Origin of the sequence: Micromonospora sp. DT228 (assembly GCF_049841595.1) — a bacterium.
In the GTDB taxonomy this organism is placed as follows: Bacteria; Actinomycetota; Actinomycetes; order Mycobacteriales; family Micromonosporaceae; genus Micromonospora.
On sequence record NZ_JBNCKO010000013.1, the window covers coordinates 182,503 to 203,565 of the forward strand.

Sequence of the window (21,063 nt, forward strand, 5' to 3'; positions counted from 1 at the left end):
CGAAGGACTCCCATGAGACTCAAAGCCCTCGCGGCTTCGCTTGCCGCAGTGGTCGGCCTGAGCCTGATCCAGGCACCACAGGCGTCCGCCGCCGAGCCGGATCCCGGCGCCCCCGCCAACAAGATCGCCTCGAACCTCAAGGACCGCTTCCGCGCGGAGCCGAAGTCCGACTTCTGGATCACGTTCGACACCAGGGCCGACCTCGCGCCGACGAAGAAGATCACCGACTGGACCGCTCGCGGTCGGTTCGTCTACGACGCACTGACCGCGGCGGCGAAGAACTCGCTGGCCTCCGTCTCCGCCGAACTCGACCGGGCCGGCGTCAAGTACACCTCGTACCCGATCGCCAACACCGTGCTCGTCAAGGGCGGCAACGAGAAGCTCGCCCTCACCGTGGCCGCGGAGGCGCAGGTCGCCGAGGTCCACGCGACGCCGCAGGTCGCGCTGGTCAAGCCGGTCGAGGAGAAGAGCCCAGCCGACCAGGAGGCCCGCCCCGCCCCGAAGGCCGCCGCCGAGGCAGGCACCTCGACGTGGGGTCTGGACGCCATCCACGCCCCCGAGGCGTGGGCCATGGGCGCCACCGGCGCGGGCATCACGGTGTCCAACCTCGACTCGGGCGTCCAGTTCGACCACCCCGCCCTGAGGGGCCAGTACCGCGGCACGAAGTCCGACGGCACGGTCGACCACAACTACAACTGGATGGGGACCCGGGGCACGTGCGCGGACGCGCCGTGCGACGACAACGGACACGGCACGCACACCATGGGCACCATGGTCGGTGACGACGGCACCAACCACGTCGGCGTCGCCCCGGACGCGCAGTGGATCGCGACGAACGGCTGCTGCGACAGCAGCGGTGTCGAGTCGTTGCTCAATTCCGGCTGGTGGCTGCTCGCCCCGACCGACCTCCAGGGCAACAACGCCGACCCGTCCAAGCGCCCCCACGTCATCAACAACTCGTGGGGCCAAACCGAAGAGCACAGCTTCAACGACTTCTTCCAGGCCATCGACGACGCCTGGAGCGCCGCGGGCATCTTCAGCGTCTGGTCGTCGGGCAACACCACGCCGTACGCGGACTGCGACACCGTCTCCTCGCCCGGCTCCGCCGAGAGCGCCTACTCCGTCGGCGCCACCAGGTCGGACGGCACGCTCGCGTTGTTCTCCCGCAAGGGCGAGGGTGAGGGTGGCCGGATCAAGCCCGAGATCTCCGCTCCGGGCGACGGCGTCCGTTCGTCCTACCCGGGCAACAGTTACGTCGAGATGTCCGGCACCTCGATGGCGGCTCCCCACGTCGCCGGCGCCGTCGCGGCGCTGTGGAGCTACGACCCGACCCTCATCGGGCAGGTCGAGGAAACCCGCCGCCTGCTCGGGGAGTCGGCCGTCGACGTCGACGACACCGAGTGCGGCGGCACCGCCGAGGTCAACAACAAGTTCGGCGAAGGCCGGCTCGACCTCGTCCGCCTGCTCGAACTCGCGCCCCGCAAGGGCGGCACCCTCACCGGCGTCGTCACCGCCAACGGCGCTCCGGTACCCGCCGCCGAGGTGACGATCAGCGGACCGTTCAGCCGGTCGATCGGCACCGACAAGGACGGCCGGTTCACCACGAACCTACCGGTCGGCGACTACCAGCTCAGCACCAGGGTCTTCGGTTACCTGACCGCGACCGCGAACGTCACGATCACCCTCGGCCAGGACACCCCCGTCACGCTGGCGCTCACGGCCGCCGCGAGGCACGACATCAGCGGCACGGTCGTCGACGAGAAGAAGCGGCCCGTGCCGAACGCCGACGTCTCCATCACGGACACGCCGTTGAAGCCGGTACGCACCGACGCCGACGGCGCGTTCACGATCAGCGCTGTCCCCGAGGGCGGGTACACGCTCACCGTCAAGCCCAACGCCTGCTTCTCGCCCACCACCGTCGCGCTGACCGTCGGCGCGCAGAACGAGTCGCGCGAGATCCCCGTCGGGCTCGTCGTCGACAAGGGCGGCTACCGCTGCGCCGTCTCCGACGGTGAATACCTGCGCGGCACCGACCCGGTCGCGTACCCAAGCGGTGTGTGGGCGACGGTGAAGCTGCCGTTCCCGATCGCGCTCTACAACGGCAGCCACGACACCCTCGGCATCAGCCTGCGTGGCGTGATCTCCCCGGACACCAGCACCGGACCCGGCAGCGGCGGTGCGGGCGTCTTCCCGTTCTACGTCCAGACCCCCGTCGAGTTCGCTCCGGGCGGGGGAGTCTTCACGGCGGCCACCAAGGTCAACGGTGAGGACGCGTTCGTCGTCGAGTTCCGCAACGCCAAGCTCTGGGCCTATCCGGACCGGTTGGAGAACACCGAGCCGGTCAGCTACTCGGCCACGCTCACCCGCTCCGGCACCGTGATCTTCGGCTACGGCGACGGCGTCGGGACCGACGACCCGGTGACCGCCGGCGCCCACGCCGTCACCGGCATCCAGGGCTGGGCCGGCGTCGACGGCATCCGGTTCTCCGACAGCGCCCCGGTGCTGCGGGACGGGATGGTCGTCACTTACGACCTGCCTGACTTCGGGTACCTCGACGCGACAGTCATCGACGCGAACGACGGACTGCCGGTGGCCGGGGCCAAGGTTTCCTTCACCACCAAGGAGGGGCTCGTCGAGACCGTCACGACAAACGGGACCGGCGTCGTGCACCGCCAACTTCCCGTCGGTGACTACACGATGACTGTCGGCGCGCCCAACTACACGACCGCGGCGTACCCCTTCTCCCTGGACAAGCTCTACGCGAACGCCACGATCGACGCGCGGCTGACCACGGGCACCGCCGGCCTGAAGGCCGACGGCCTCAACGCGCTGTTGGGCACCGACCAGAGCGGTGTGGGCTCGCTGACGCTCACCAACAACGGCTCCGCCCCACTCACGTACACCCTGGGGGAGGCCGCGCGCCACCCCGACCTCGACGCCGCCGGTGCCACCACGCGCACCGGGAAGGGCGCGGCCAGCACGATCGACCTCACCGCGTGGAAGAGCGGCGCGAGCGGCATGAAGCCGTCGAACGTCGACGGCAAGGCGGCGACGGCGAAGGCCGCCGAGGCGCAGGCGGCCGGCGAGGTCGGCGCGACCTCCGGCGGTGACGTCATCACCCGGATCGGCATCCCCGGCACGATCGAGGAGAAGGAGCCCTCCGGCGTCGGGTACGACGGCGACGTCTGGGTCCACGACTACAACAAGCGGACCAACACCGCCTACACGGTGACGGGCAAGTCGACCGGGAAGGTCTTCGACGCGTCGTGGAACCCCGCGTACCGGGCGTTCGACATGGCGCTCGACACCAAGACCGGTGACATGTGCCAGATGGAGGACAGCCCGGCCAGCTACATCCACTGCTTCGACCGGAACACCGGGAAGGAGACCCGGCAGGTCAAGGGTGACTGGTCCACGCTGCAACTGACCGGACTCGCCTACAACCCGACGCGGGACGTGTTCTACGTCGGCGGCCGGAAGAACGGCATGATCGGCACCGTCGCCGGGACGTCGCACGACAACCCGGGTGCGCTGCTGTCCTTCTGCGCGCCGCCGCTGCCCGAGGTGATGGGCCTGGCCTACAACCAGGCGTCCGACACCATCTGGTACACCGACCTCACCTCGAACCGGCCCACCCGCCTGTTGCAGGTCGACCCGGACGACTGCTCGCTCGTGAACGCGTGGTGGTTCCCCGGCCAGAAGGCGGGCCAGGGCGGCGGCCTCGAAACCGACGCGACGGGTGCGCTGTGGGCGGTGGACCAGGTCGCCGATGACGTCGTGCTTGTCGACGTCGAGGACGACCTGGTCACCGACCTGCCGTGGCTGTCGCTCTCCTCGACCGGCGGCATCCTCGCCCCGGGCGAGTCGACGACCGTCAAGGTCTCCATCTCCTCGAAGGGCACCAAGCCCGGAGCCCTCGGCGCGAACATCGTGGTGCGGTCCGACTCCGGACGTCAGTCCAAGACCTACGTCCCGGTGACCCTCACGACCACGAAGTACCAGGTCGGCGTCAACGCCGGTGGCGCGTCGTTCACCGACGGATCCGGCTACACCTGGTCCGCCGACCAGGCCGCCGGCAAGAAGGCGTGGGGCTACGAGGGAAAGGCAAAGGTCGCCGCCACGAAGGCCGCCATCAACGGTACGACCGACGACGCCCTGTTCCAGTCGCAGCGCACCACCCACGAGAAGAAGCTGTTCTACCGCTTCCCCGACGCGCCGAAGGGCACCTACGCGATCGATCTCGGGTTCGCCGAGATCGAGAAGGTGGCCAGGGGCAAGCGGGTGTTCGACGTCGTCGTGGACGGATCGTTGGCGGAGTACGCGTACGACGCAGCAGCGGTCGTCGGGCCGAACACCGCCGACTGGCGTACCGCGGTGGTGCGCCACGAGGGCGGTCCGCTGACCGTGGAGCTGCGGGGCGCGAAGGGCCTGAAGGCCCCGACAGTCGCCGCGCTGCGGGTGACGCTCGACCCGCGTTCGGACGCGGTGGAGCCGGAGCCCCAGCCGGAGCAGCCGGAGCCGGGCCCCGTGCCGGTGGCTCCCGCCGGCCGCTCGTACTCGATGAAGGTGACCGACGGGCTCTACCGCCAGGGCACGCAGGAGTCCGGGTGGCACGGCGACGACCTCTGCGGCCCGCTGTGGTTCGACTCCAGCTTCCTGGCGCCGTTCTACGACACGGCCTGGGACGGCGTGTGCGTGACGACGAACGGCACGCTGACCTTCGACCGGGCCAGCACGCTGGGGAACAACACGGCACTGCCGTCGCCGTACCCGATCGACGCGATCTATCCGCTCTGGGACGACCTCATCGTCGACGACGAGGCGGGCATCTACTACGGCACGACCCAGGTGGACGGGCTGGCGGCGCAGGTCGTCGAGTGGCGCGACGTCGCCTTCTACAACGACCGGACGGCTCGCGTGAGCTTCTCGGTCACCCTGATCGCGGACGGACGGATCCAGATCGGGTACGGCGACGGCGTCGGCGGCGACAACCCTCTCACCCGAGGGTCGTCGGCGACGGTCGGCCTGGAGAGCCTGACACGCAACCCCGCGAGCCAGTACTCCTTCAACCAGCCCGTCCTGAAGGCCGGCCTGGGGCTGGAGTACACCCTCCCGGCGGCGGGCACGATCGAGGGCACGGTCACCGACGCGAACGACCGCAAGCCGATCGAGGGCGCGATCGTCACGCTCCAGGGGCCGAACGGGGAACGGGTCATCACGACCGACGTGAAGGGCCGGTGGAAGGCCCAGGCGCTGGTCGGCGAGAACACGGTGCAGATCGAGGCGCCGAACTACGTCACCGCCAGCCACCCCGTGACCATCGCGAAGAAGGACCAGGCCGAGGTGGTCGACACGGCGCTGACCACGGGCATCGCCACGGTCACCGGAGCTGACCTCGACTGGCTCCTGGACAAGAACCAGAAGGCGACGGCCGACGTGACAGTCACCAACACCGGCTCCGCCCCGCTCGACGTGCGGCTCAGCGAGCAGAAACGCACGAGCGACGGCGGACACGAGGCCGCCGACCTTCCCTGGCTGGCCCTCACCGGCGCGGCAGCGACCGGCACGGTCACGCTCGCGGCCGGCACGTCTACCACGGTCACGGTTACGGCCGACAACGCCGGCATCAAGCCCGGCGTGCTCGTCGGGGACGTGCTCGTGGCGTCGAACGCCGGCAAGGGCGAGGCCCAGCTCAGGCCGGTCCGCCTGGCCACGTCCGCCTACTGGAAGGGCATCGACGCGGGCGGGTCGGGGTACGTCGATTCCGACGGCTTCTTCTGGGCGCCCGACCAGCAGCTCGGCTCGCGGCCGTGGGGCTACGTCGGCGGCAAGGCGCGTACCACAAGAGCCGACATCGCCGGCACCGAGGACGACGCGTTGTTCCGCACCCAGCGGACCGGCGAGACGTTCAGCTACGTGTTCAAGAACGCCCCCGCCGGCACGTACCGCATCGCCCTCGGCTTCGCGGAGATCGAGAAGGTGAAGGCCGGCAAGCGTGCCTTCGATGTGCTGGCCGACGGCAAGGTCGTGCTCTACGACCACGACGTGCAGGCGACCGTGGGTGCGCTGACCGCGGACACCAACGCGGCCATCGTCGAGCACGCCGGTGGCGATCTGACGATCGAGCTTCGCCGCGACAAGGGCGAGCACGACCCGATCCTCAACGCCCTCAAGGTCCAGCAGGACCCGCGCCTGTGAGCTAGCCGAACCTGTCCCGCCAACAGTGGTCAGAGCCTCCCCGGAACGGCATCTCGGGGAGGCTCTGACCGCTACTCGACGATCCGGCCGTGGCTCCGGAGGCGTCTCCCGATCCTTGAGTCGCGCCCGCGCCGCCGGCGGGCGGTGAGCGTCCCGGCGGTCGCCAACAGTGTCCCCGCCAGGAGCCACATCCAGCGGTCGTGGGCCGCGTCCCAGCCGTCGCCCGCGCTGACGAGTAAGGCCACCGAGGTCGGCAGCAGCGCCACCACCGTCATCGCGAGCAGCAGCATCGGGGCGGCGAGTGGGCTGCCGATCCCGCGCGGCGACCGTCGCCAGCCGACCGCCGACGCGAGGAACGCGACCGCGGCGACGGTCGCGGCCTCGCGGGTCAGGTCCGCGTACGGCAGCGACGCCGTCGCCGGCCCGGACCGTGTCACCAGCAGCGCCGCCGCCCAGCACGCAGCGCCGACGACCGCGGCGGGGACCGCTCGTAGCAGCGCGCCGAGCCAGGCCGGGACCGGCAGGGTCTCCGTGGTCGGCTTCGCCGGGTCGTCGAGGACGAACGTGACGCCGAGGCCGACGCAGGCCAGCACCAACCGCAGCAACGTGATGTGGTTGTCGGGGGGCAGGAGCGACCCGGTCACGGCCGGTGGGGTCACGATCGCCACACCGACGATGCCGGCCGCCAACAGCGGCGAGATCCGCGTTGCCCGCAGCGTCGGCCAGAGCAGCGCCGCCACCGTCCGCAGTCGCCCGCCCCGCCGCAGCCCGGACGCGCCGACGGTCTGCCCCGACGCGCCGACGGTCTGCCCCGACGCGCCGACGGCGGGCACGTCGCTCACGGGACGCACGGCGGCGCCTCGTCGTCCGGCGCGAGCGGCTGGATCGGCACCCCGAAGATGGCACCGAAGCGCTCCAGCGGTGTATCCGGCGCGGTCAGCTCGGCCCAGTGCCGCTCGACCAGCGGTGCCACCTCTTCGGACGGCCGTTCCAGCAACTCCAACCCCGCTGCCGCCGCCCGGTCGGGTGTCAAGATGCCGTACAAGCCCGATACGTCGCTGAAGACGAGCGCACCGGTGCTCGTCTCGTCCAGCGAACGCATCCCGGCCAGGGTGGTCGTTGACGCCTCCCCGACCAGCCACACCAGGAGCGCCGCCGGCGCCCCGCAGAGGAGGTTCCCCCCGTCGTACGCCTTCGCGGCCATCAGCCGGTAGGCAACCTCGGCGGCCAGGGCGGCGGCTGCCCGATCGTTGCCCCACGCGGTGTCGACCCGGACCGCCTCCGGGGTGCCCGCCGCCGCGTCCTCGACCTTCCAACCGACCACCACCTGCATGGCCTCGGCGACGGACCCGGCGCTGTCGGCCGAGATCTCCTCGGCGAGGGCCCGCTGCCGCACCGCGAGCGGCGGCCCGGACGACGCGGCGCTGTCCGGCACCACCGCCCGCACGGAGGTCACGACCGACTCCCACCCGGAGACGAACCCGTCGAACCCGTCGAAGTAGCAGTAGGTGACGTCGCCGCGCCGGACGCACGACTGGATGCTCGCCGGCCGGTCTGCGACAGTCGCGCGGGCCGCCGCGATGCCGGGGTCGGGTCGCAACTGGGTCAGCCCGCCGCCGACGGTGAGGATCAGCCCGACGGCGAGCCCGGCCGCGACGACCGACCGCCGCGCGTTGGCCCGGGCCAGCACGGCCGCGACGAGCAGCACGGTGATCCCGACCAGATACGCGAGGTGCCGGGCCGCGGGCCGCTCGGAGACGCCGGCGGGCACCGGGACCGGGAACTCACTGATGTAGACCGGAAGCAGGAACCGCCAGCCGGACCCGACCAAGGTCACGATGATCGCCGCGAACTCCAGCACCAGGACGAGCAGGACGAGCAGTGGGGCGATCAGCAGGGAGCGGATCAGGACGCCGGAGAGCACCCCGACCGCGCCGAGGAGCAGTGTCAGCGCCGCCGGGGTCACCAGATCGGCGACGTCGACGCCTCCGGCCGCGCCCGGGAGCACCGCGGAAACCCCGACCCGGACGCCGACGAGCAGCAGGCTGAGGCCGGCCAGCGGCAGCAGCGCCAGCAGGAACCCGCCGACCCGCCAGGCCGGCGGCAGCACCAGCACGTCGTAGGACGCGTCGACCTTGTGCCGGTGCGCCCGTAACGTGACGAGATTCGCCACGATCAGCGCCGACCCGCCGAGGATTGGCAACGCGAGCAACTGAATGGTGATCAGCTCGTCGGGGAGCACCGGATATCGGTTGGCCGAGCCGGACAGCCAGCCCCACAGCCACCGGCTGAGGAACAGCAGCGCGGCCGCGAGGGTGAGCGGGTGTCGCAGCATCCGAACCGACTCGAACCGGGCGAGGGCGAGCAGAGCTCGCCGCCGCCCGTGTGTGGACGACGGCGTCGGCCGGGTCGGCGTGGCCACCGTCAGGGTTGCCGTCATCGCGCGCCGCCCGCGACCGCCGACGCCCCGGCGCCGACGAGCGTCAGGTAGCCGTCCTCGATCGACGGCTCCACAAGCGCGGCCCCGGGTGGCGGGTCGCCGACGTGCCGGTGCAGCCCCGTGCCCGTCCGCCACGACGCCAACGCGCCTGCCTGCCGCACCGCGCTCGTCCACACCCGGCCGGCGGCCAGCCCGGCCAACTCGGCCGGGGTGCCCTCGAACCGCACCCGGCCCCGGTCGAGGACGATCACCTCCTGGCACAGCGACATGACGTCCTCGGTCTGATGCGTGGACAGCAGCACCGTCTTGCGCTCGCCGAGGTCCGCGATCAGCTCCCGGAACCGCAGCCGCTGCTCCGGGTCGAGGCCGACAGTCGGTTCGTCGAGGATGACGAGGTCCGGGTCGCCGACCAGGGCGGCTGCCAGCGCGAGCCGTTGCTTCATGCCGCCGGACAGCGTCCGGATCCGGGATCGCCGCCGGTCGTCGAGGCCGACGGCGGAGAGCACCCGCGCGACCTCGGTGTGCCGCGCCGTCCGGTGGGTGAGCTCCTTGAGGATCGCGACGTAGTCGACGAACTCGAACGCGGTGAACAACGGGTGGAAGCCCGGATCCTGCGGCAGGTAGCCCAGCAGACGCCGGACCGCGAGCCGCCCGGGTGGTGTGCTCGGGTCGTGGCCGAGGACCCGCAGCGTTCCGCCGTCGGCCGACAGGGCGGTCGCGACGATCCGCAGCAGCGTCGTCTTGCCCGCGCCGTTGGGGCCGAGCAACCCGGTCACCCCCGTGCGCAGTGTGAACGACACGTCGTCGAGCGCGGTGGCGCGCCCGTACCGCAGCGTCAGACCTGCTGCCTGAACGGCAGTCATGAAACCCTCCTTGTCAGGTTGGGGACGTGGTAGCGGTCGTAGGTGCCGCGCTGGCGGGACAGCGCCACGGCGGCGATCCCGCCGACGATGACGACGCCAACCTGCCCGGCCAGTGTGAAGACGAGCCGGTCGCCGAAGGTGGCGGCGACCACCGCCGCCCAGCCGACGCCGACGACGACAGCGGCCGGCCCCGCGCCGAGCCGGGCCGAGAGCAGCAGCGACAGCACGGTCAGGGCGAGCGACGGCAGAAACCAAGCGCTCGCGCGCAGCCCGTACTCGTAGATGAAGAGACTGGCCACGGCGGACAGCGCGGTGGTCGCGGACAGGACCGCGAGGCACCGCAACAGCAGTAACCGGAACGAGCGGATCGGAGCGACCACAGCGATCTCGTAGGTGGGGTCGATGCCGGGCGCGAAGGACATCGCGACCGCGACCAGCGGCAACAGCGGGGCGACCGCGAGGAACACGACCGGGTCGGTCAACGCGGCGATCGTCGCCGTCAACGCGGCCGTGACCGCGATCGCCAACAGCCACGACAACCGCAGCGCCGGCGTCGCCGCGAGCAGCCGCGCGGTGTGGTCGGGAACGCCGACGGCGATCATCAACCGTTCGACGGGCCCCGGGCGCGGCGCGTCCAGGGCGGCGTCGAGGCGGGCCCAGCCTCCGTCGATCGCCCACCCCAGGTCGACGGTCGCGGCGGCGGCGAGGCGTTCGCGGCACTCACCGCACCCGGCCAGGTGCGCCTCCGTGGACCACAGGCCAGGGGCGGCGAGGGTACGGGTGGCGTAGGCGCGGAGGTCCTCGTCGAGCAGATGCCAGGTCATGCCAACTCCTCTCGCAACTGCCGGCGGGCACGCATCGCCCGCGTCTTGACGGTGCCGGTGGGAATGCCGAGCAGGACGGCGGCCTCGGCGGTGGAGAGGCCGTCGAGGACTGTGGCGCGGATGACCGCGCGGAGCTCCGGGGAGAGGCGGGCGAGGGCGCCCCCGAGGTCGCCGTGCTCGAGACCGATCAGCACCTGCTCCTCGGCGGACGACTCGTCGCGGCCGCGCAGGCGGGCCAGTAGCCGGCCGAGCCGGTCGCGGGACGTGCGGCGACGCAGCGCGTCGATGAGCCGGCGGGACCCGATCCTCCACAGCCAGGCGGCAGCATCGGTGTCGCGGGGCCGGAACGTGGCCGCGGCGCCGGTCCAGACGGCGAGGAACGTCTCCTGCACGACGTCGTCGACGAGGGCGTCGTCGGCGCAGCGGTAGCACAGACGCAGGCGCAGCCACGGCGCGTGCCGGCGGTAGAACGCCTCGAACGCGTTCCGGTCGCCGCCTGCGGTCAGGGCCAGGAGTGCGGCGTCGTCCTGGGCGGTCATGCCTACCTATCGCAGCGACACCGGTTTTCGGTTCGCCATCCTGGCACGAGTTCCCGAGTCGCCGGGCCCGCGCCTGCCGGCAGACCGGCCGACGGTGGGCCCGGCGCCGTCACCCGTCAGCGGCCCTGCAGGCGCTTCACGTTGTCGCCGAAGGTCCACCCCTTCGACCCGTCCCAGTTCGCCGACCAGGTCATCAGGCCCTTGAGGCCGGGCACGGAGTTCCAGGCCTGCGTGACGAGCGACGTCGACAGGTGGCCGCCGCCCGCCCCGATCTGCGCGGGCAGGCCCGGGACCTGCTTGTCGTACGGCACGCGGATGGTGGTGCCCTGGATGGTGAGGCCGTTGTCGAGGCACTGCGTCTGCACGGTGAAGCCCTGCACGGTGCCTGCCGGGTACGAGTCGCCGGCGCAGCCGTACATGCTGCCGTTGTAGTACTGCATGTTCAGCCACCAGAGCCGGCCGTTGTCCACGTACCTCTTGATGATCGGCAGGTACGAGCCCCAGATCGAGCCGTAGACCACGCTGCCGCCGGTGACGTAGGCCGTCTCCGGTGCCATGGTCAGGCCGAAGTTCGACGGCATCCGGGCCAGCACGCCGTCGATGATCCGGATCAGGTTCGCCTGCGACGTCGACAGGGTGTTGATATTGCCGCTGCCGGTCAGGCCGGTCTCGATGTCGATGTCGATGCCGTCGAAGTGGTAGGCCGTCAGGATCGGCACGATCGTCGCGATGAACCGATCGGCGACCTCGGTGGAGCTCAGGTCGATGCCCGCGGCGGCTCCGCCGATCGACATCAGGATGGTGGCGCCGGCCGCCTTGGCCTGGCACATCTCGGCCGGGGTGGCCACCTTCACGCCGGCGTCCATGCCGTTCTCCCAGAGGACCGTGCCGTCCGCGCGGATCACCGGGAACGCCGCGTTGATGACGTTGTAGCCGTGCTGGTTGAGCCTGCTGTCGGTGATCGGGATCCACCCGAGGCCCGGGTGTACGCCGTTGGAGGCGCCGTCCCAGTTCTCCCAGTACCCCTGCAACACCTTGCCGGTGGGGCGCGACTTCACCGCGCAGGTCCCGCCGGTCGGCGGCGGCGTGGTGGGGGGCGCTGTGGTCGGTGGTGGCGTCGTGGTCGGTGGTGGCGTCGTGGTCGGGGGTGGCGTGGTCGGGGGCGTGGTCGTCGGCGGTGGCGTGGTGGGCGGCGGGGTGCTTCCCGAGCAGGCGCCCAGGTCACGCCACAGCGACGGGGTCGCGGCGGGGTTCCAGCCGGCTCCGGGGTGCGCGGTGTGACCGACAAGTGCCTGGTAGAGCCGGCCGCCGTAGGTGACCTGGGCGCCCGTCTGGTAGGTGGTGCCCTCGGCCCAGGCCGGGGCGGTGCAGGCGACCATCGGGACGGCGTTGGCCGAGGACACGGCTGCCACGCTGCTGGGGACGAAGGCGACGGCGGCCGTGACGGTCATCGCCGCCCCGGCCACCACTGCGAAAATCCGACGGCTCCTCATGGCTCACTCCCAGGCTTCGGCGACCCCCGACCTCCACATATTGACGTTCTTAACATTTAATATCAAGGGTTGTTTACAGATCGCGGGTAGCGCCTCGGCCCGCTCAGGGAAGGGCGTCCTGTTAGCTTGCGCGGATGCGGGATCTTGGGTCTGTGGCGTGGCCGCCGGAGCCGATCAGGACGGCGAGGCTCGTGCTCCGTGCGGCAGAGGCCCGGGATCGTGCGGCGTTCGTCGAGCTGCTTGCCTCGCCGGAGGTGCACACCCATCTCGGTGGTCCGCGCCCGCGCGACGTGCTCGACCGCGAACTGCCCGACGTGCCCGAGCGGTGGCCTGGCAGTTTCGTTGTTGCTCTCGACGGGGCGATGATCGGCCAGGTCCTGCTCCGAAGATCGCTCAGCCACCGCCCGGCTGCCGCCGGGAGGGTCGATCTCGGTTACCTGTTCCTGCCGTGGGCGTGGGGATTCGGGTATGCCGCCGAGGCGTGCGCGGCGGCACTCGAATGGCTCGACCACGTCCTTCCCGGCGAGCCGGTGGTGCTGGCCACCCAGACCGCCAACCTCGCGTCGATGCGTCTTGCGGCGAAGCTGGGGTTCACCGAGGTGGAACGGTTCCGTGCCTGGGACGCCGAACAGTGGCTCGGCCTGCGGTCCCCGGTCGCATCGTCCGGTTGAGCCGCGCCGCGGCGGGCCCGGCGCGACGCCGAGTCCGCCCGCCGCGGTGGCCTTGGCGGGCGCGCTGCGCCGCGAAAGCGGTTGCGGCGCCACGTAGGATTTCGGCCATGATGTGCTTCGCCGCCTGGCGTACCCGCCGCTGAGGGTCGGCTTGCCGCCGTTCCGGCCGCTAGCTGGCCATCTGATGCCCTTTTTGTTGGCTTTCAGAACCTCAGCTTGAGAGGCACACCCACATGCGCATCCGCTCGTTTCTTCCGCATGACCTTGCCCGGCTCACCGAACTGACGATCGAGACGTTCGGGCCGTTCTACGAGGAGTCCTTCCGCCCTCTCGTGGGCGAGGCGGTTTTCGCCAACCAGCACGGTGCGTGGCGCGACGACTACGTCAAGCAGGTCGCCGGGCTCCACGACCCCGCCGAGCACCGGTACGTCGCGGTCGCCGAGACCGAGGGTGTCGTCGCCGGCTACGTGGCCTGGGCAGTAGAACCCGAGCGCCGAAACGCCAGCGTCACGATCCTCGCCGTGTCCGCGCAGCACCGCCGGCTCGGCGCGGGCACCGTGCTGTGCGAGCACGCGTTCGCCACGATGCGGGAACTCGGTGCCGAGGTCGTCATGATCGGCACGGGCGGGGACGGATTCCACGCGCCCGCCCGAGCCCTGTACGAAGCACGTGGTTGCACCCCGCTGCCGATCGCCGTCTACTACCGGGAACTCTGATCTAATCCGGGCGGGCCCGGCGTGACGCCGAGCCCGCCCGTCTCAGTACGGCCGCGATCCCTACGCGAGGGGCGCCAGCCGGAACTGCTGGTTGGTCTGTCCGTGGCAGTCGTACAGCTGGATCTGGGCTCCGTTGGCCGTGCTCCAGACGTCCAGGCACCGTCCGGACTGGACGCTGCTGATGGTGCCGTTGGAGTTGACGTTCCACTGTTGGTTGGTCTGGCCGTGGCAGCTGTAGATCTGGACGGCTGCGCCGTTGCCGGAGCCCGCCGCGTCCAGACACATGGTGCCGTACACCTGTAGTTGTTTGCCTGCGGTGTAGGTCCACGCCTGGTTCGTCTGCCTGTTGCAGTCGTAGAGCGTTACCCGGGTGCCGTTGTTGCGCGAGGCGTTGGGTACGTCGACGCAGCGGCCGGACTGCGTTCCGACGATCTGGCTGGCGGAGGTGGGTGGGACGGTGGGCGACGCGGTGGGGGTCGGCGTGTTGGTGGGGCTCGGCGTGTTGGTGGGGGTCGCCGTCGGGCTGGTGGGCGTCGACGGCAGCAACGGGCAGGTGCTGCGGTAGGTGACCACGCCGCTGGAGTCCAGCAGCGGGCAGAGGAACTGGCTGTACCGGGTGTCGTTGTCGACGAACATCTTGACGAACGGCAGCATGGTTCGGACCATCACCGGGTTCGACCGTCCGACCATGAACCCGTGATCCGCGCCGGCAACCTCCACGTAGACGCTCTCCGTCGTGGTCGGGAGGCTGTTGTACAGGCCGGTGGCGTAGGACGGGGTGACCACCGTGTCCGCCTGCCCGGCGAAGATCATGGTGGGCACCCGGTCGTTGGCCAGGTTCGACGACGGCGAGTACGGCGCGATGCCGACCACTGCCTTCAGGGACGGGCGTCGGATGGCTGCGCTCAGCGCGCCACCGCCGCCCATGGAGTGACCGGCGACCGCCAACCGGGTGGGGTCGACCCGGTCGCGTACCGGGCTCTGCTGGGTCAGGTAGTCGAGCGCGGCGAGCAACTGGGTGCCCCGGGCCGTGTCGAAGTCGTTACGGCTGTTGGTCTCGATGCCGATCACGACGAAGCCGTGGGAGGCCAGCCACGGTCCCATCCAGGCAAGTTCGGCGGAGAACAACGCGGTGTAACCCGGCGAGATCGCGATGGCCCCGAAGGTGCCCTGGCTGGTGTCGGTCGGGTAGTAGATCCGGCCGCCGTTGAAGCCGAAACCGGTCGGGACGCTTACCGACGTGTTGGCGAAGGGGCCGTTGACGGCGGTGACGCTGGTGCGGGTGGGGTCCGGGCCCCGTTGGTACGGGTTGTCGGCGGCCGATGCCGATCCGGTCGTCACCGTCAGGGTGAACAACCCGACCGCGGTGGCGATCCCGGCGGCGGCGAGCTTGAACAGCCGTCCGCGAAACCGCCGGGACACTCGGTCGGCCGCGGGTGGGGGCTGGTGTGCGGGTCCTCGCACGGTAGGTACCTCCTGGTGATGGGGGGTGGGCGTCGGTCCGGTGCCGAGCCTGCCCGCCCGGACCAGAATTACCGCAGTCGTTCCGGAAAATCTGCGCCACAGTGGTCGGTCCGCTCGGCGGGACGGATCCGGGGAGGTCTTGCTGATCCTCCGACGGATTGAAACGCAACCTCGGTCGCCGACGTTAACGTTCACATTTGTCGATGGCTCTCAGGCTGGCAGAAAGTTCCAGGTTTCTCAACCGGTAGTTTCGGGCCTGTTACGGATCGAGAGGCGTCAGCGTCGCTCGCCCGTTGCTCCGGGCCTCCGCGGGTGGGTACGGGTCTCCCAGGCCCACTGGGCGATGCCGACGCGGTTTCGCACCCCCAGCTTGCGGTGGACGCTGGCCAGGTGGGTCTTGACGGTTCCGGTGGTGATGAACAGTCTGGCGCCGATCTCGGGGTTGGTCAGGCCGTCGGCCACCAGGGAGACGATCTCCATCTCGCGGTCGGACAGCGCCGGCTGCGGTGTGCGGCCGGGCGCGGCGGTGGCCCTGGAGAGTTCGCGGAGCAGCCGGACCGTCACGGTGGGGCTGATCAACGCGTCGCCGGCCACCGCGGCGCGGACCGCCTCGGTGAGAAGCGCCGGCCCGGAGTGTTTGACGAGGAATCCGCTGGCGCCGTGGCGGAGCGCGGTGTGCACGTAGGCGTCGAGGTCGTAGGTGGTCACCACCACGACCCGGGCGGCGACGGGAGCGTCGGCCGCGCAGAGCCTGCGCGTGAGTTCGAGTCCGTCCATCCCGGGCATGCGTATGTCGGCGATGACGACGTCGGGACGCAGTCGCTCGGTCAGGGCCAGCGCCGTCGCACCGTCGGCGGCCTCGCCGACGACCTCGATGTCCGGGGCGGCCCCCAGGATGGTGCGGAACCCGAAGCGAACGGAGTGCTGGTCATCGGCGAGGAGTACGCGGATTGTCATGCTGCCGCCCGCAGCACGTCGGCGGGCAGGTCGACGCGTAACTGCCAACCGGAAGGCGGGTGCGATGCCGGTCACGGGCGTGGCCGGCTCATCCACGGGGAGGCAGAGATGCACGCGGCACTGACGGATGACGCCCCGGCGTCACGGCACCATCGATATGTCGCCGGCTGGCCGGAGGCCGGCGTCCTGGTCGGGTCCCTCCTGCTGGTCGCCGTCGGGGTCCTGTGGTGGCTGCGCCCGAGCAGCTATCCGTTCGGCCCGCGGGACCGGTTCGCGGACCTGTCCCTCATGACCTACGTGCGGTCGGACACGGCTGTCGCGCTCGCCCTGACAGCCGGCGTCGTCGGGCTGGCGCTGGCCGGTCTGCTCCGCAGTGGCCGGGTCGGCGCGGCGGTCCGGGTCGGCGGCATCGTGGTCGCTGCCGTCGCGGCGACGCTGCTCGGCTTCCTGGTGCCCGACATTCAGGTGCTCACCATCACCGCGTACCTGATGACGCTGGCAGTGCCTGCCGCGATCACCGCCGCACTTGCCACCCGCCTGTTCAGGTCGGCGAGGCCACGCAGCAGTCGCGCCGCGGGCGTCGGTGGCATCGCCGTCGGAGCGGCGGCCTTCGTCGCGCTGCTGCTGTGGTTGGGCTACATCGCCCGCGACGCCGAACCGATCGGATACCGGCCGTTCGTCGTGTTCGGATCCCTGGCCATCGGCACCTGTTGGGCCGCGGTGCTGGTCCGTCTCCTGCGACACCATCGCGGCCACTGCCAGTCCTGCGGACGGCCCGGAGCGGCCTGGACGACACCGGCGTCCGCATCGTCCTGGGGCCGCGTCCTGACCTGCAGCAGTCCTTCGGCGCTGGCACCGACCTCTCGGATCACCTCCTGGTCCTGCTGATGCCCTTCCCGCTCTGGGGGGCTCCTGCTCGCCGCCGCCACCCTCGCCTACTGGTACCGGCGACGCCCCGCATGCCGTGTGTGCACACTCGTCACGACGAGCGGTTCCGCGATGAGGGAGGCGTGATGAGCGCAGTCGTGACCACGTGGGCAGCCGGCGACTATCCGGCCATGGCACGGCGGCTGATGCCGGTCGCCGAAGCCGTGGTGGCAGCCGCCGCGCCGGGGCCGGACGACCGGGTGGTCGACGTGGCCACCGGTACGGGAAACGCGGCGATCCTTGCCGCCCGGCGCGGAGCCCGTACCGTCGGGGTGGACCTGGAGCCCGCGCTTGTGGAACTGGCCCGGCGTCGCGCCACGGATGACGGCCTGGCGGTCGACTGGCGGGTCGGCGACGCGGGCCGCCTACCGCTTCCCGACGACTCGGCCGACGTGGTCCTCTCGGTGTTCGGCGTGATCTACGCGAACGACCACGAAGCGGCGGCCCGAGAACTGGGCCGGGTGTGTGCCCCCTCGGGCCGAGTCCTGCTGGCTGCTTGGACACCCGGCAGTCTGTTGCCGGCCATGGGTCAGGTCCTCGGCGGATATCTACCGCCACCTCCGGCCGGAAGTGCACCGCCGAGCCGGTGGGGCGACGGCACGTTCGTCGGACAGCTCCTGGGGGCCGCCGACCTGCGGATCACGTCGACTGTCGTCCACCGGTTGGGTTTGAGCTTCGCCGACGCCGACGCGGCGACCAGCCTGCTCATCGACACCGCCGGGCACGTCGTCGCCGAACGGGAACGGCTCGTGGCCCTGGGCCGGTGGGAGGCGTTGCGCGCGGACCTGCGCTCGTTCGTCGGTGACCGTGGGGTCGCCGACGGCGGTAGCCTCCGGTTGGAGGCGGAATACCTGCTCACGACGGCCGTACCGGCAGCAGTGGTGACACCGTGACGCGGGCCGGTCGGGACAAGCAGCCGTCGACGATCGCCGATGCGTGTTCTCTTCGACGGCGACGCGCCGCCCGGGACGGAACCCGGGCGGCGCGTCTCCGGCAGAGGCCGGATGCGGTACTAGGCGCGCGTGCTCCACTGCTGGTTGGCGCTGCCTTGGCAGGCCCAGAGGTGCAGTTGCGTTCCGTTGGCCGTGCCGGAGTTGACGGCGTCGAGGCAGAGCCCCGACTGGGCCGAGGTGATGGTGCCGTTGGAGTTCAGGTTCCACTGCTGGTTGGACTGGCCGTTGCAGTCCCAGATGATGACAGCGGTGCCGTTGCTGCTGCCCGCCCCGCTGGCGTCCAGACATTTGTTGCCGTAGACGGTCAGGGCGCGGTTGGAGGTGTGGGTCCAGCGCTGGTTGGTGCGACCGTGGCAGTCCCACAGCGCCGGGCGGGCCCCGTTCGTGGTGCTGGAACCGGGGACGTCGACGCAGCGGCCGGACTGGTTACCCACGATCTGCACGTTCTGCTGACCACCCGGCGGCGGGCTCGACGGCGGGGGAGTGGTGGTGGGCGGTGCGCTGGTGGGCGGTTCGGTGGACCCGAACTGGCTGAAGAACCGCCACACCTCCTGCTTGACCCAGCTCCGCGCGCCGCTCTCACAGCCGGCACACCCGTCCACCGGGCCCTGCTGGTGGCCGCCGTCGAACGCGGCCCAGAGCACCGGATATCCGGCCCGGCAGGAGTAGGCGGTGGTGATGTGGGTCAGGCTGCCCGCCCTCGGCTCCGGCGGGTTCTGCGCGGCACAACCGTTGTTGCGGACGAACCTGTCGCGCAGCGACCGTCCGCTCGCGATGTTGTCGTTGATGCCGTGAATCCCCAGGTACGCCACTGGCTGGGTGCCGCCGCTGCATCCGCTGATCGCCCCGGGGGCCGCGATTGCCGCGACCGCTCGGAACACCGTCGGCCGGGAACACGCCAACGAGTAGCTCATCGCGCCGCCGTAGCTGAACCCGACCGAGAAACGTTGGGTGGTGTCGACGCAGAGCGCGTTGTCGATCATGCGGATCATGTCGTCGGTGAAGGTCACGTCCTCACCGTTGGAGTTGCCCCAGCCGTTGCCGATGCCCTGCGGGGCGACGAAGATCGTCGTGTTGTTCGCCTGGGAGAGCATGCCGTAGTAGGCCCACGGGGCTCCGTCGGAGCCGCCGCTCGCGACCTGGCCGGCGGTGCCACCCAGCCAGTGGAACCCGAAGGCCAGCCGGTGGGCATAGGTGTTGTTGTAGTTGTCGGGCAGCCGAAGGATGAAGCTACGGCTCTTTCCGCTGCTCTGGATGGTGTGGGTGCCGCTGTTCAACCCGGGTGCCTTGCCACAGCCGGCGGTGGTGGCGGCGGACGCCGATGCGCCGGTCATGATGACGTACGCCCCGACGGCGACGAGCATCATGGCGGCCATGGCCGCCCCTATCCAGGGGGTGGAGAGTTTTCGAAGTGGCACAGTCAAACCTCCTCAGGTTTGCGTTGCTGACGATGTGGCTCTTTACCCGCGTCGGTGACACGCGGCTGGGCGGACGTCCCGTTGTGGTTGTCGGGACAGCGGCCAGCAGGGGACGGCGTGGCGGGACGTGGCAGTGCCGACGTCCGCACGGGCGGGGACGGGCGACGCGGCGGCGCTCGCCCGTCGTCCGGGCACGGCGACTGTGCGTCCTGCCGCGACCGTGGGGATGTTGCTGGCCGCCCGTACGCGGGTATGACGCGTGCACGCGGAGCTGACTGTCGACCGATCCGATGGCATCGTGATCCTTCCGCAGTCGAGATCCGTTTACCGCGCCGAAATAGATTAGCATCATCGTCTGACGTATGACGTCGCCACGAGACGTGGTGTTGACCAGTGGCCCGGTTGGGTGTTTCAGGGCGTCCTGTTCGGTAACGATCCGCAGGTCAGGGCGTCAGGGCGAGGTCGTCCTCCGGTCGTCCTGCCCCAGGCTGAGCGATTGACGACCGTCACCATGCGTCGCCGGTTGCGCACCAAAGAGTGAGATCCGGTCCGCGGGGGTCGGGTAGACGCGGCTCGCCTCTGGACGCGAGGGCCGACGCCGCCCGGACCGGAGCTGACGTGGACCTGTCCCACGCCTCCCGCGACAGCGACGGCGTTCCGACAGGTGCCGCGGATGCCGAGGCCGACCGCCAGCGTGCCGCCGGCGGCGGGTGACCTGCGACGGGTGACCTGCGACGGCCCCGTCGGCCGGCGCGACTCCACAGCCACGCACCGGTCGGCCCGGGGTCAGGTGGCAGACTCATCGGCGTGAACGACGTGGCCGCATCGTCGGTGGATGGTGAGCTGGAGAGTGTCAGTCTGGTGGACCTCGCCGTCTCTCGGCTGACCCGGGAGATCCTCAGCGGCAAGAGCGACCCGGGCGAACGCCTGGTGGAGGAGCAGTTGACTCGGCGGCTGGGCATCAGCCGGGCTCCGTTGCGGGAGGCGTTGCGGTTACTGGCCCAGCAGGGGTTGGTCGAGCACGTGCCGCGGCGGGGCGTCCGGGTTGCCACCCTGTCGGACCGCGACGTGCGGGAGCTGTACGAGCTGCGGGACGTCCTGGAGCAGGTCTCGGTACGGGCCGGGATCCCGGTCGGCCGGGAGAGCGACCTGGCCGGCTTGCGGGCGACCCTGGACCAGATGCGGGAGGCGACCCGGGCCGGCGACCGGATGGCGGTCGCCGAGTCGCACCGGGAGTTCCACGTCGCGCTGGTGGCGCTCGCCGGTAACCGTCAGCTCTCCGCCGTGTACGGGTCGATCCTGGTGAAGTTGCAGCTCTACATGGCGATCAATCTGCGCCGGGAGGCGGAGCTGGCGCAGCCGCTGGATGGGGTGCACCGGCACGAGCGGCTGTTCGAGGCGGTCGCCGGGGGAGATCCGGAGGAGGTGCTCACCGTGCTCGCCGGGCACGGAGCGCGCTCGTACCTCGGTTAGGGCGGGTGTCAAAGTCCTCGGTCGAGCCGAGGACTTTGACACACGCCCCAGGCCCGCGGGGCGGCCGGACTGCCGTCATGTCGTCGTTACACAGCGCGCTGGTTCTCGTAACAGTTCGGTCGACAAT

The 21,063-nt window shown here is 70.8% G+C and carries 15 protein-coding genes; 6 read left to right on the forward strand and 9 right to left on the reverse strand.

What is annotated here, in order from left to right; all coding sequences use genetic code 11:
• The first annotated feature begins 12 nt into the window (after window positions 1-12).
• On the forward strand, window positions 13-6,198 hold the full coding sequence (locus ACLQ29_RS24585) for a S8 family serine peptidase (protein WP_425773829.1): 6,186 nt from the start codon (window positions 13-15) through the stop codon (window positions 6,196-6,198).
• A 71-nt stretch (window positions 6,199-6,269) separates the two neighbouring features.
• Here ACLQ29_RS24585 and ACLQ29_RS24590 read toward each other — a convergent pair whose 3' ends face one another.
• The 6 genes from ACLQ29_RS24590 to ACLQ29_RS24615 all read right to left on the reverse strand — a co-directional run bounded on the left by ACLQ29_RS24590 (window position 6,270) and on the right by ACLQ29_RS24615 (window position 12,357).
• The gene (locus ACLQ29_RS24590; RefSeq protein WP_425773830.1) at window positions 6,270-7,040 is read right to left on the reverse strand and encodes a hypothetical protein; all 771 of its coding nucleotides are present in this window, start codon (window positions 7,038-7,040) and stop codon (window positions 6,270-6,272) included.
• Window positions 7,037-8,638 carry a hypothetical protein gene (locus ACLQ29_RS24595; RefSeq protein WP_425773831.1) on the reverse strand — a complete coding sequence of 534 codons (1,602 nt, stop codon included), beginning with the start codon at window positions 8,636-8,638 and terminating at the stop codon, window positions 7,037-7,039. The genes ACLQ29_RS24590 and ACLQ29_RS24595 overlap by 4 nt, the downstream gene beginning before the upstream one ends.
• Entirely contained in the window at window positions 8,635-9,501 is an 867-nt protein-coding gene (locus tag ACLQ29_RS24600) for an ABC transporter ATP-binding protein (protein ID WP_425773832.1), read from the reverse strand. Before ACLQ29_RS24600 ends, ACLQ29_RS24595 begins: the two co-directional genes overlap by 4 nt.
• Entirely contained in the window at window positions 9,498-10,325 is an 828-nt protein-coding gene (locus tag ACLQ29_RS24605; RefSeq protein ID WP_425773833.1) for a hypothetical protein, read from the reverse strand. The genes ACLQ29_RS24600 and ACLQ29_RS24605 overlap by 4 nt, the downstream gene beginning before the upstream one ends.
• The gene (locus tag ACLQ29_RS24610) at window positions 10,322-10,864 is read right to left on the reverse strand and encodes an RNA polymerase sigma factor (RefSeq protein WP_425773834.1); all 543 of its coding nucleotides are present in this window, start codon (window positions 10,862-10,864) and stop codon (window positions 10,322-10,324) included. The genes ACLQ29_RS24605 and ACLQ29_RS24610 overlap by 4 nt, the downstream gene beginning before the upstream one ends.
• A 116-nt stretch (window positions 10,865-10,980) precedes the next feature.
• Window positions 10,981-12,357 (reverse strand): carbohydrate-binding protein, encoded by a 1,377-nt coding sequence (locus ACLQ29_RS24615; protein ID WP_425773835.1) that lies wholly within the window; start codon window positions 12,355-12,357, stop codon window positions 10,981-10,983.
• Window positions 12,358-12,548: 191 nt separating this feature from the next.
• On the opposite strand from ACLQ29_RS24615, the gene ACLQ29_RS24620 reads away from it, so the two are divergent.
• On the forward strand, window positions 12,549-13,028 hold the full coding sequence (locus ACLQ29_RS24620) for a GNAT family N-acetyltransferase (RefSeq protein ID WP_425773836.1): 480 nt from the start codon (window positions 12,549-12,551) through the stop codon (window positions 13,026-13,028).
• Window positions 13,029-13,261: 233 nt separating this feature from the next.
• Entirely contained in the window at window positions 13,262-13,744 is a 483-nt protein-coding gene (locus ACLQ29_RS24625) for a GNAT family N-acetyltransferase (RefSeq protein ID WP_425773837.1), read from the forward strand.
• A 60-nt stretch (window positions 13,745-13,804) separates the two neighbouring features.
• On the opposite strand, the gene ACLQ29_RS24630 is transcribed toward ACLQ29_RS24625, so the two are convergent.
• Together ACLQ29_RS24630 and ACLQ29_RS24635 are read right to left on the reverse strand one after the other, a co-directional pair.
• The gene (locus ACLQ29_RS24630) at window positions 13,805-15,208 is read right to left on the reverse strand and encodes a ricin-type beta-trefoil lectin domain protein (protein ID WP_425773838.1); all 1,404 of its coding nucleotides are present in this window, start codon (window positions 15,206-15,208) and stop codon (window positions 13,805-13,807) included.
• Window positions 15,209-15,484: 276 nt separating this feature from the next.
• Window positions 15,485-16,165 carry a response regulator gene (locus ACLQ29_RS24635; protein ID WP_425773839.1) on the reverse strand — a complete coding sequence of 227 codons (681 nt, stop codon included), beginning with the start codon at window positions 16,163-16,165 and terminating at the stop codon, window positions 15,485-15,487.
• A 108-nt stretch (window positions 16,166-16,273) separates the two neighbouring features.
• Between ACLQ29_RS24635 and ACLQ29_RS24640 the strand changes: the two genes are divergently transcribed.
• Both ACLQ29_RS24640 and ACLQ29_RS24645 read left to right on the forward strand, forming a co-directional pair.
• Window positions 16,274-17,053, forward strand: coding sequence for a hypothetical protein (locus ACLQ29_RS24640; protein WP_425773840.1), 780 nt, complete (start codon window positions 16,274-16,276; stop codon window positions 17,051-17,053).
• 125 nt (window positions 17,054-17,178) lie between these two features.
• Window positions 17,179-17,985, forward strand: coding sequence for a class I SAM-dependent methyltransferase (locus ACLQ29_RS24645; protein ID WP_425773841.1), 807 nt, complete (start codon window positions 17,179-17,181; stop codon window positions 17,983-17,985).
• Window positions 17,986-18,104: 119 nt separating this feature from the next.
• Here the strand turns inward: ACLQ29_RS24645 and ACLQ29_RS24650 are convergent, their stop codons facing one another.
• Complete coding sequence (locus tag ACLQ29_RS24650; protein WP_425773842.1) at window positions 18,105-19,421, reverse strand: RICIN domain-containing protein; 1,317 nt, start codon at window positions 19,419-19,421, stop codon at window positions 18,105-18,107.
• A gap of 849 nt (window positions 19,422-20,270) precedes the next feature.
• Here ACLQ29_RS24650 and ACLQ29_RS24655 point away from each other — a divergent pair.
• The gene (locus tag ACLQ29_RS24655) at window positions 20,271-20,936 is read left to right on the forward strand and encodes a GntR family transcriptional regulator (protein WP_387199325.1); all 666 of its coding nucleotides are present in this window, start codon (window positions 20,271-20,273) and stop codon (window positions 20,934-20,936) included.
• The last annotated feature ends 127 nt before the right edge of the window (window positions 20,937-21,063 follow it).

Coding starts and splice junctions, on each gene's coding strand:
- ACLQ29_RS24615 (WP_425773835.1), bottom strand. CDS start 12,357: ATGAGGAGCCGTCGGATTTTCGCAGTGGTGGCCGGGGCGGCGATGACC.
- ACLQ29_RS24645 (WP_425773841.1), top strand. CDS start 17,179: ATGAGCGCAGTCGTGACCACGTGGGCAGCCGGCGACTATCCGGCCATG.
- ACLQ29_RS24625 (WP_425773837.1), top strand. CDS start 13,262: ATGCGCATCCGCTCGTTTCTTCCGCATGACCTTGCCCGGCTCACCGAA.
- ACLQ29_RS24610 (WP_425773834.1), bottom strand. CDS start 10,864: ATGACCGCCCAGGACGACGCCGCACTCCTGGCCCTGACCGCAGGCGGC.
- ACLQ29_RS24595 (WP_425773831.1), bottom strand. CDS start 8,638: ATGACGGCAACCCTGACGGTGGCCACGCCGACCCGGCCGACGCCGTCG.
- ACLQ29_RS24585 (WP_425773829.1), top strand. CDS start 13: ATGAGACTCAAAGCCCTCGCGGCTTCGCTTGCCGCAGTGGTCGGCCTG.
- ACLQ29_RS24650 (WP_425773842.1), bottom strand. CDS start 19,421: ATGGCCGCCATGATGCTCGTCGCCGTCGGGGCGTACGTCATCATGACC.
- ACLQ29_RS24605 (WP_425773833.1), bottom strand. CDS start 10,325: ATGACCTGGCATCTGCTCGACGAGGACCTCCGCGCCTACGCCACCCGT.
- ACLQ29_RS24640 (WP_425773840.1), top strand. CDS start 16,274: ATGCACGCGGCACTGACGGATGACGCCCCGGCGTCACGGCACCATCGA.
- ACLQ29_RS24600 (WP_425773832.1), bottom strand. CDS start 9,501: ATGACTGCCGTTCAGGCAGCAGGTCTGACGCTGCGGTACGGGCGCGCC.
- ACLQ29_RS24635 (WP_425773839.1), bottom strand. CDS start 16,165: ATGACAATCCGCGTACTCCTCGCCGATGACCAGCACTCCGTTCGCTTC.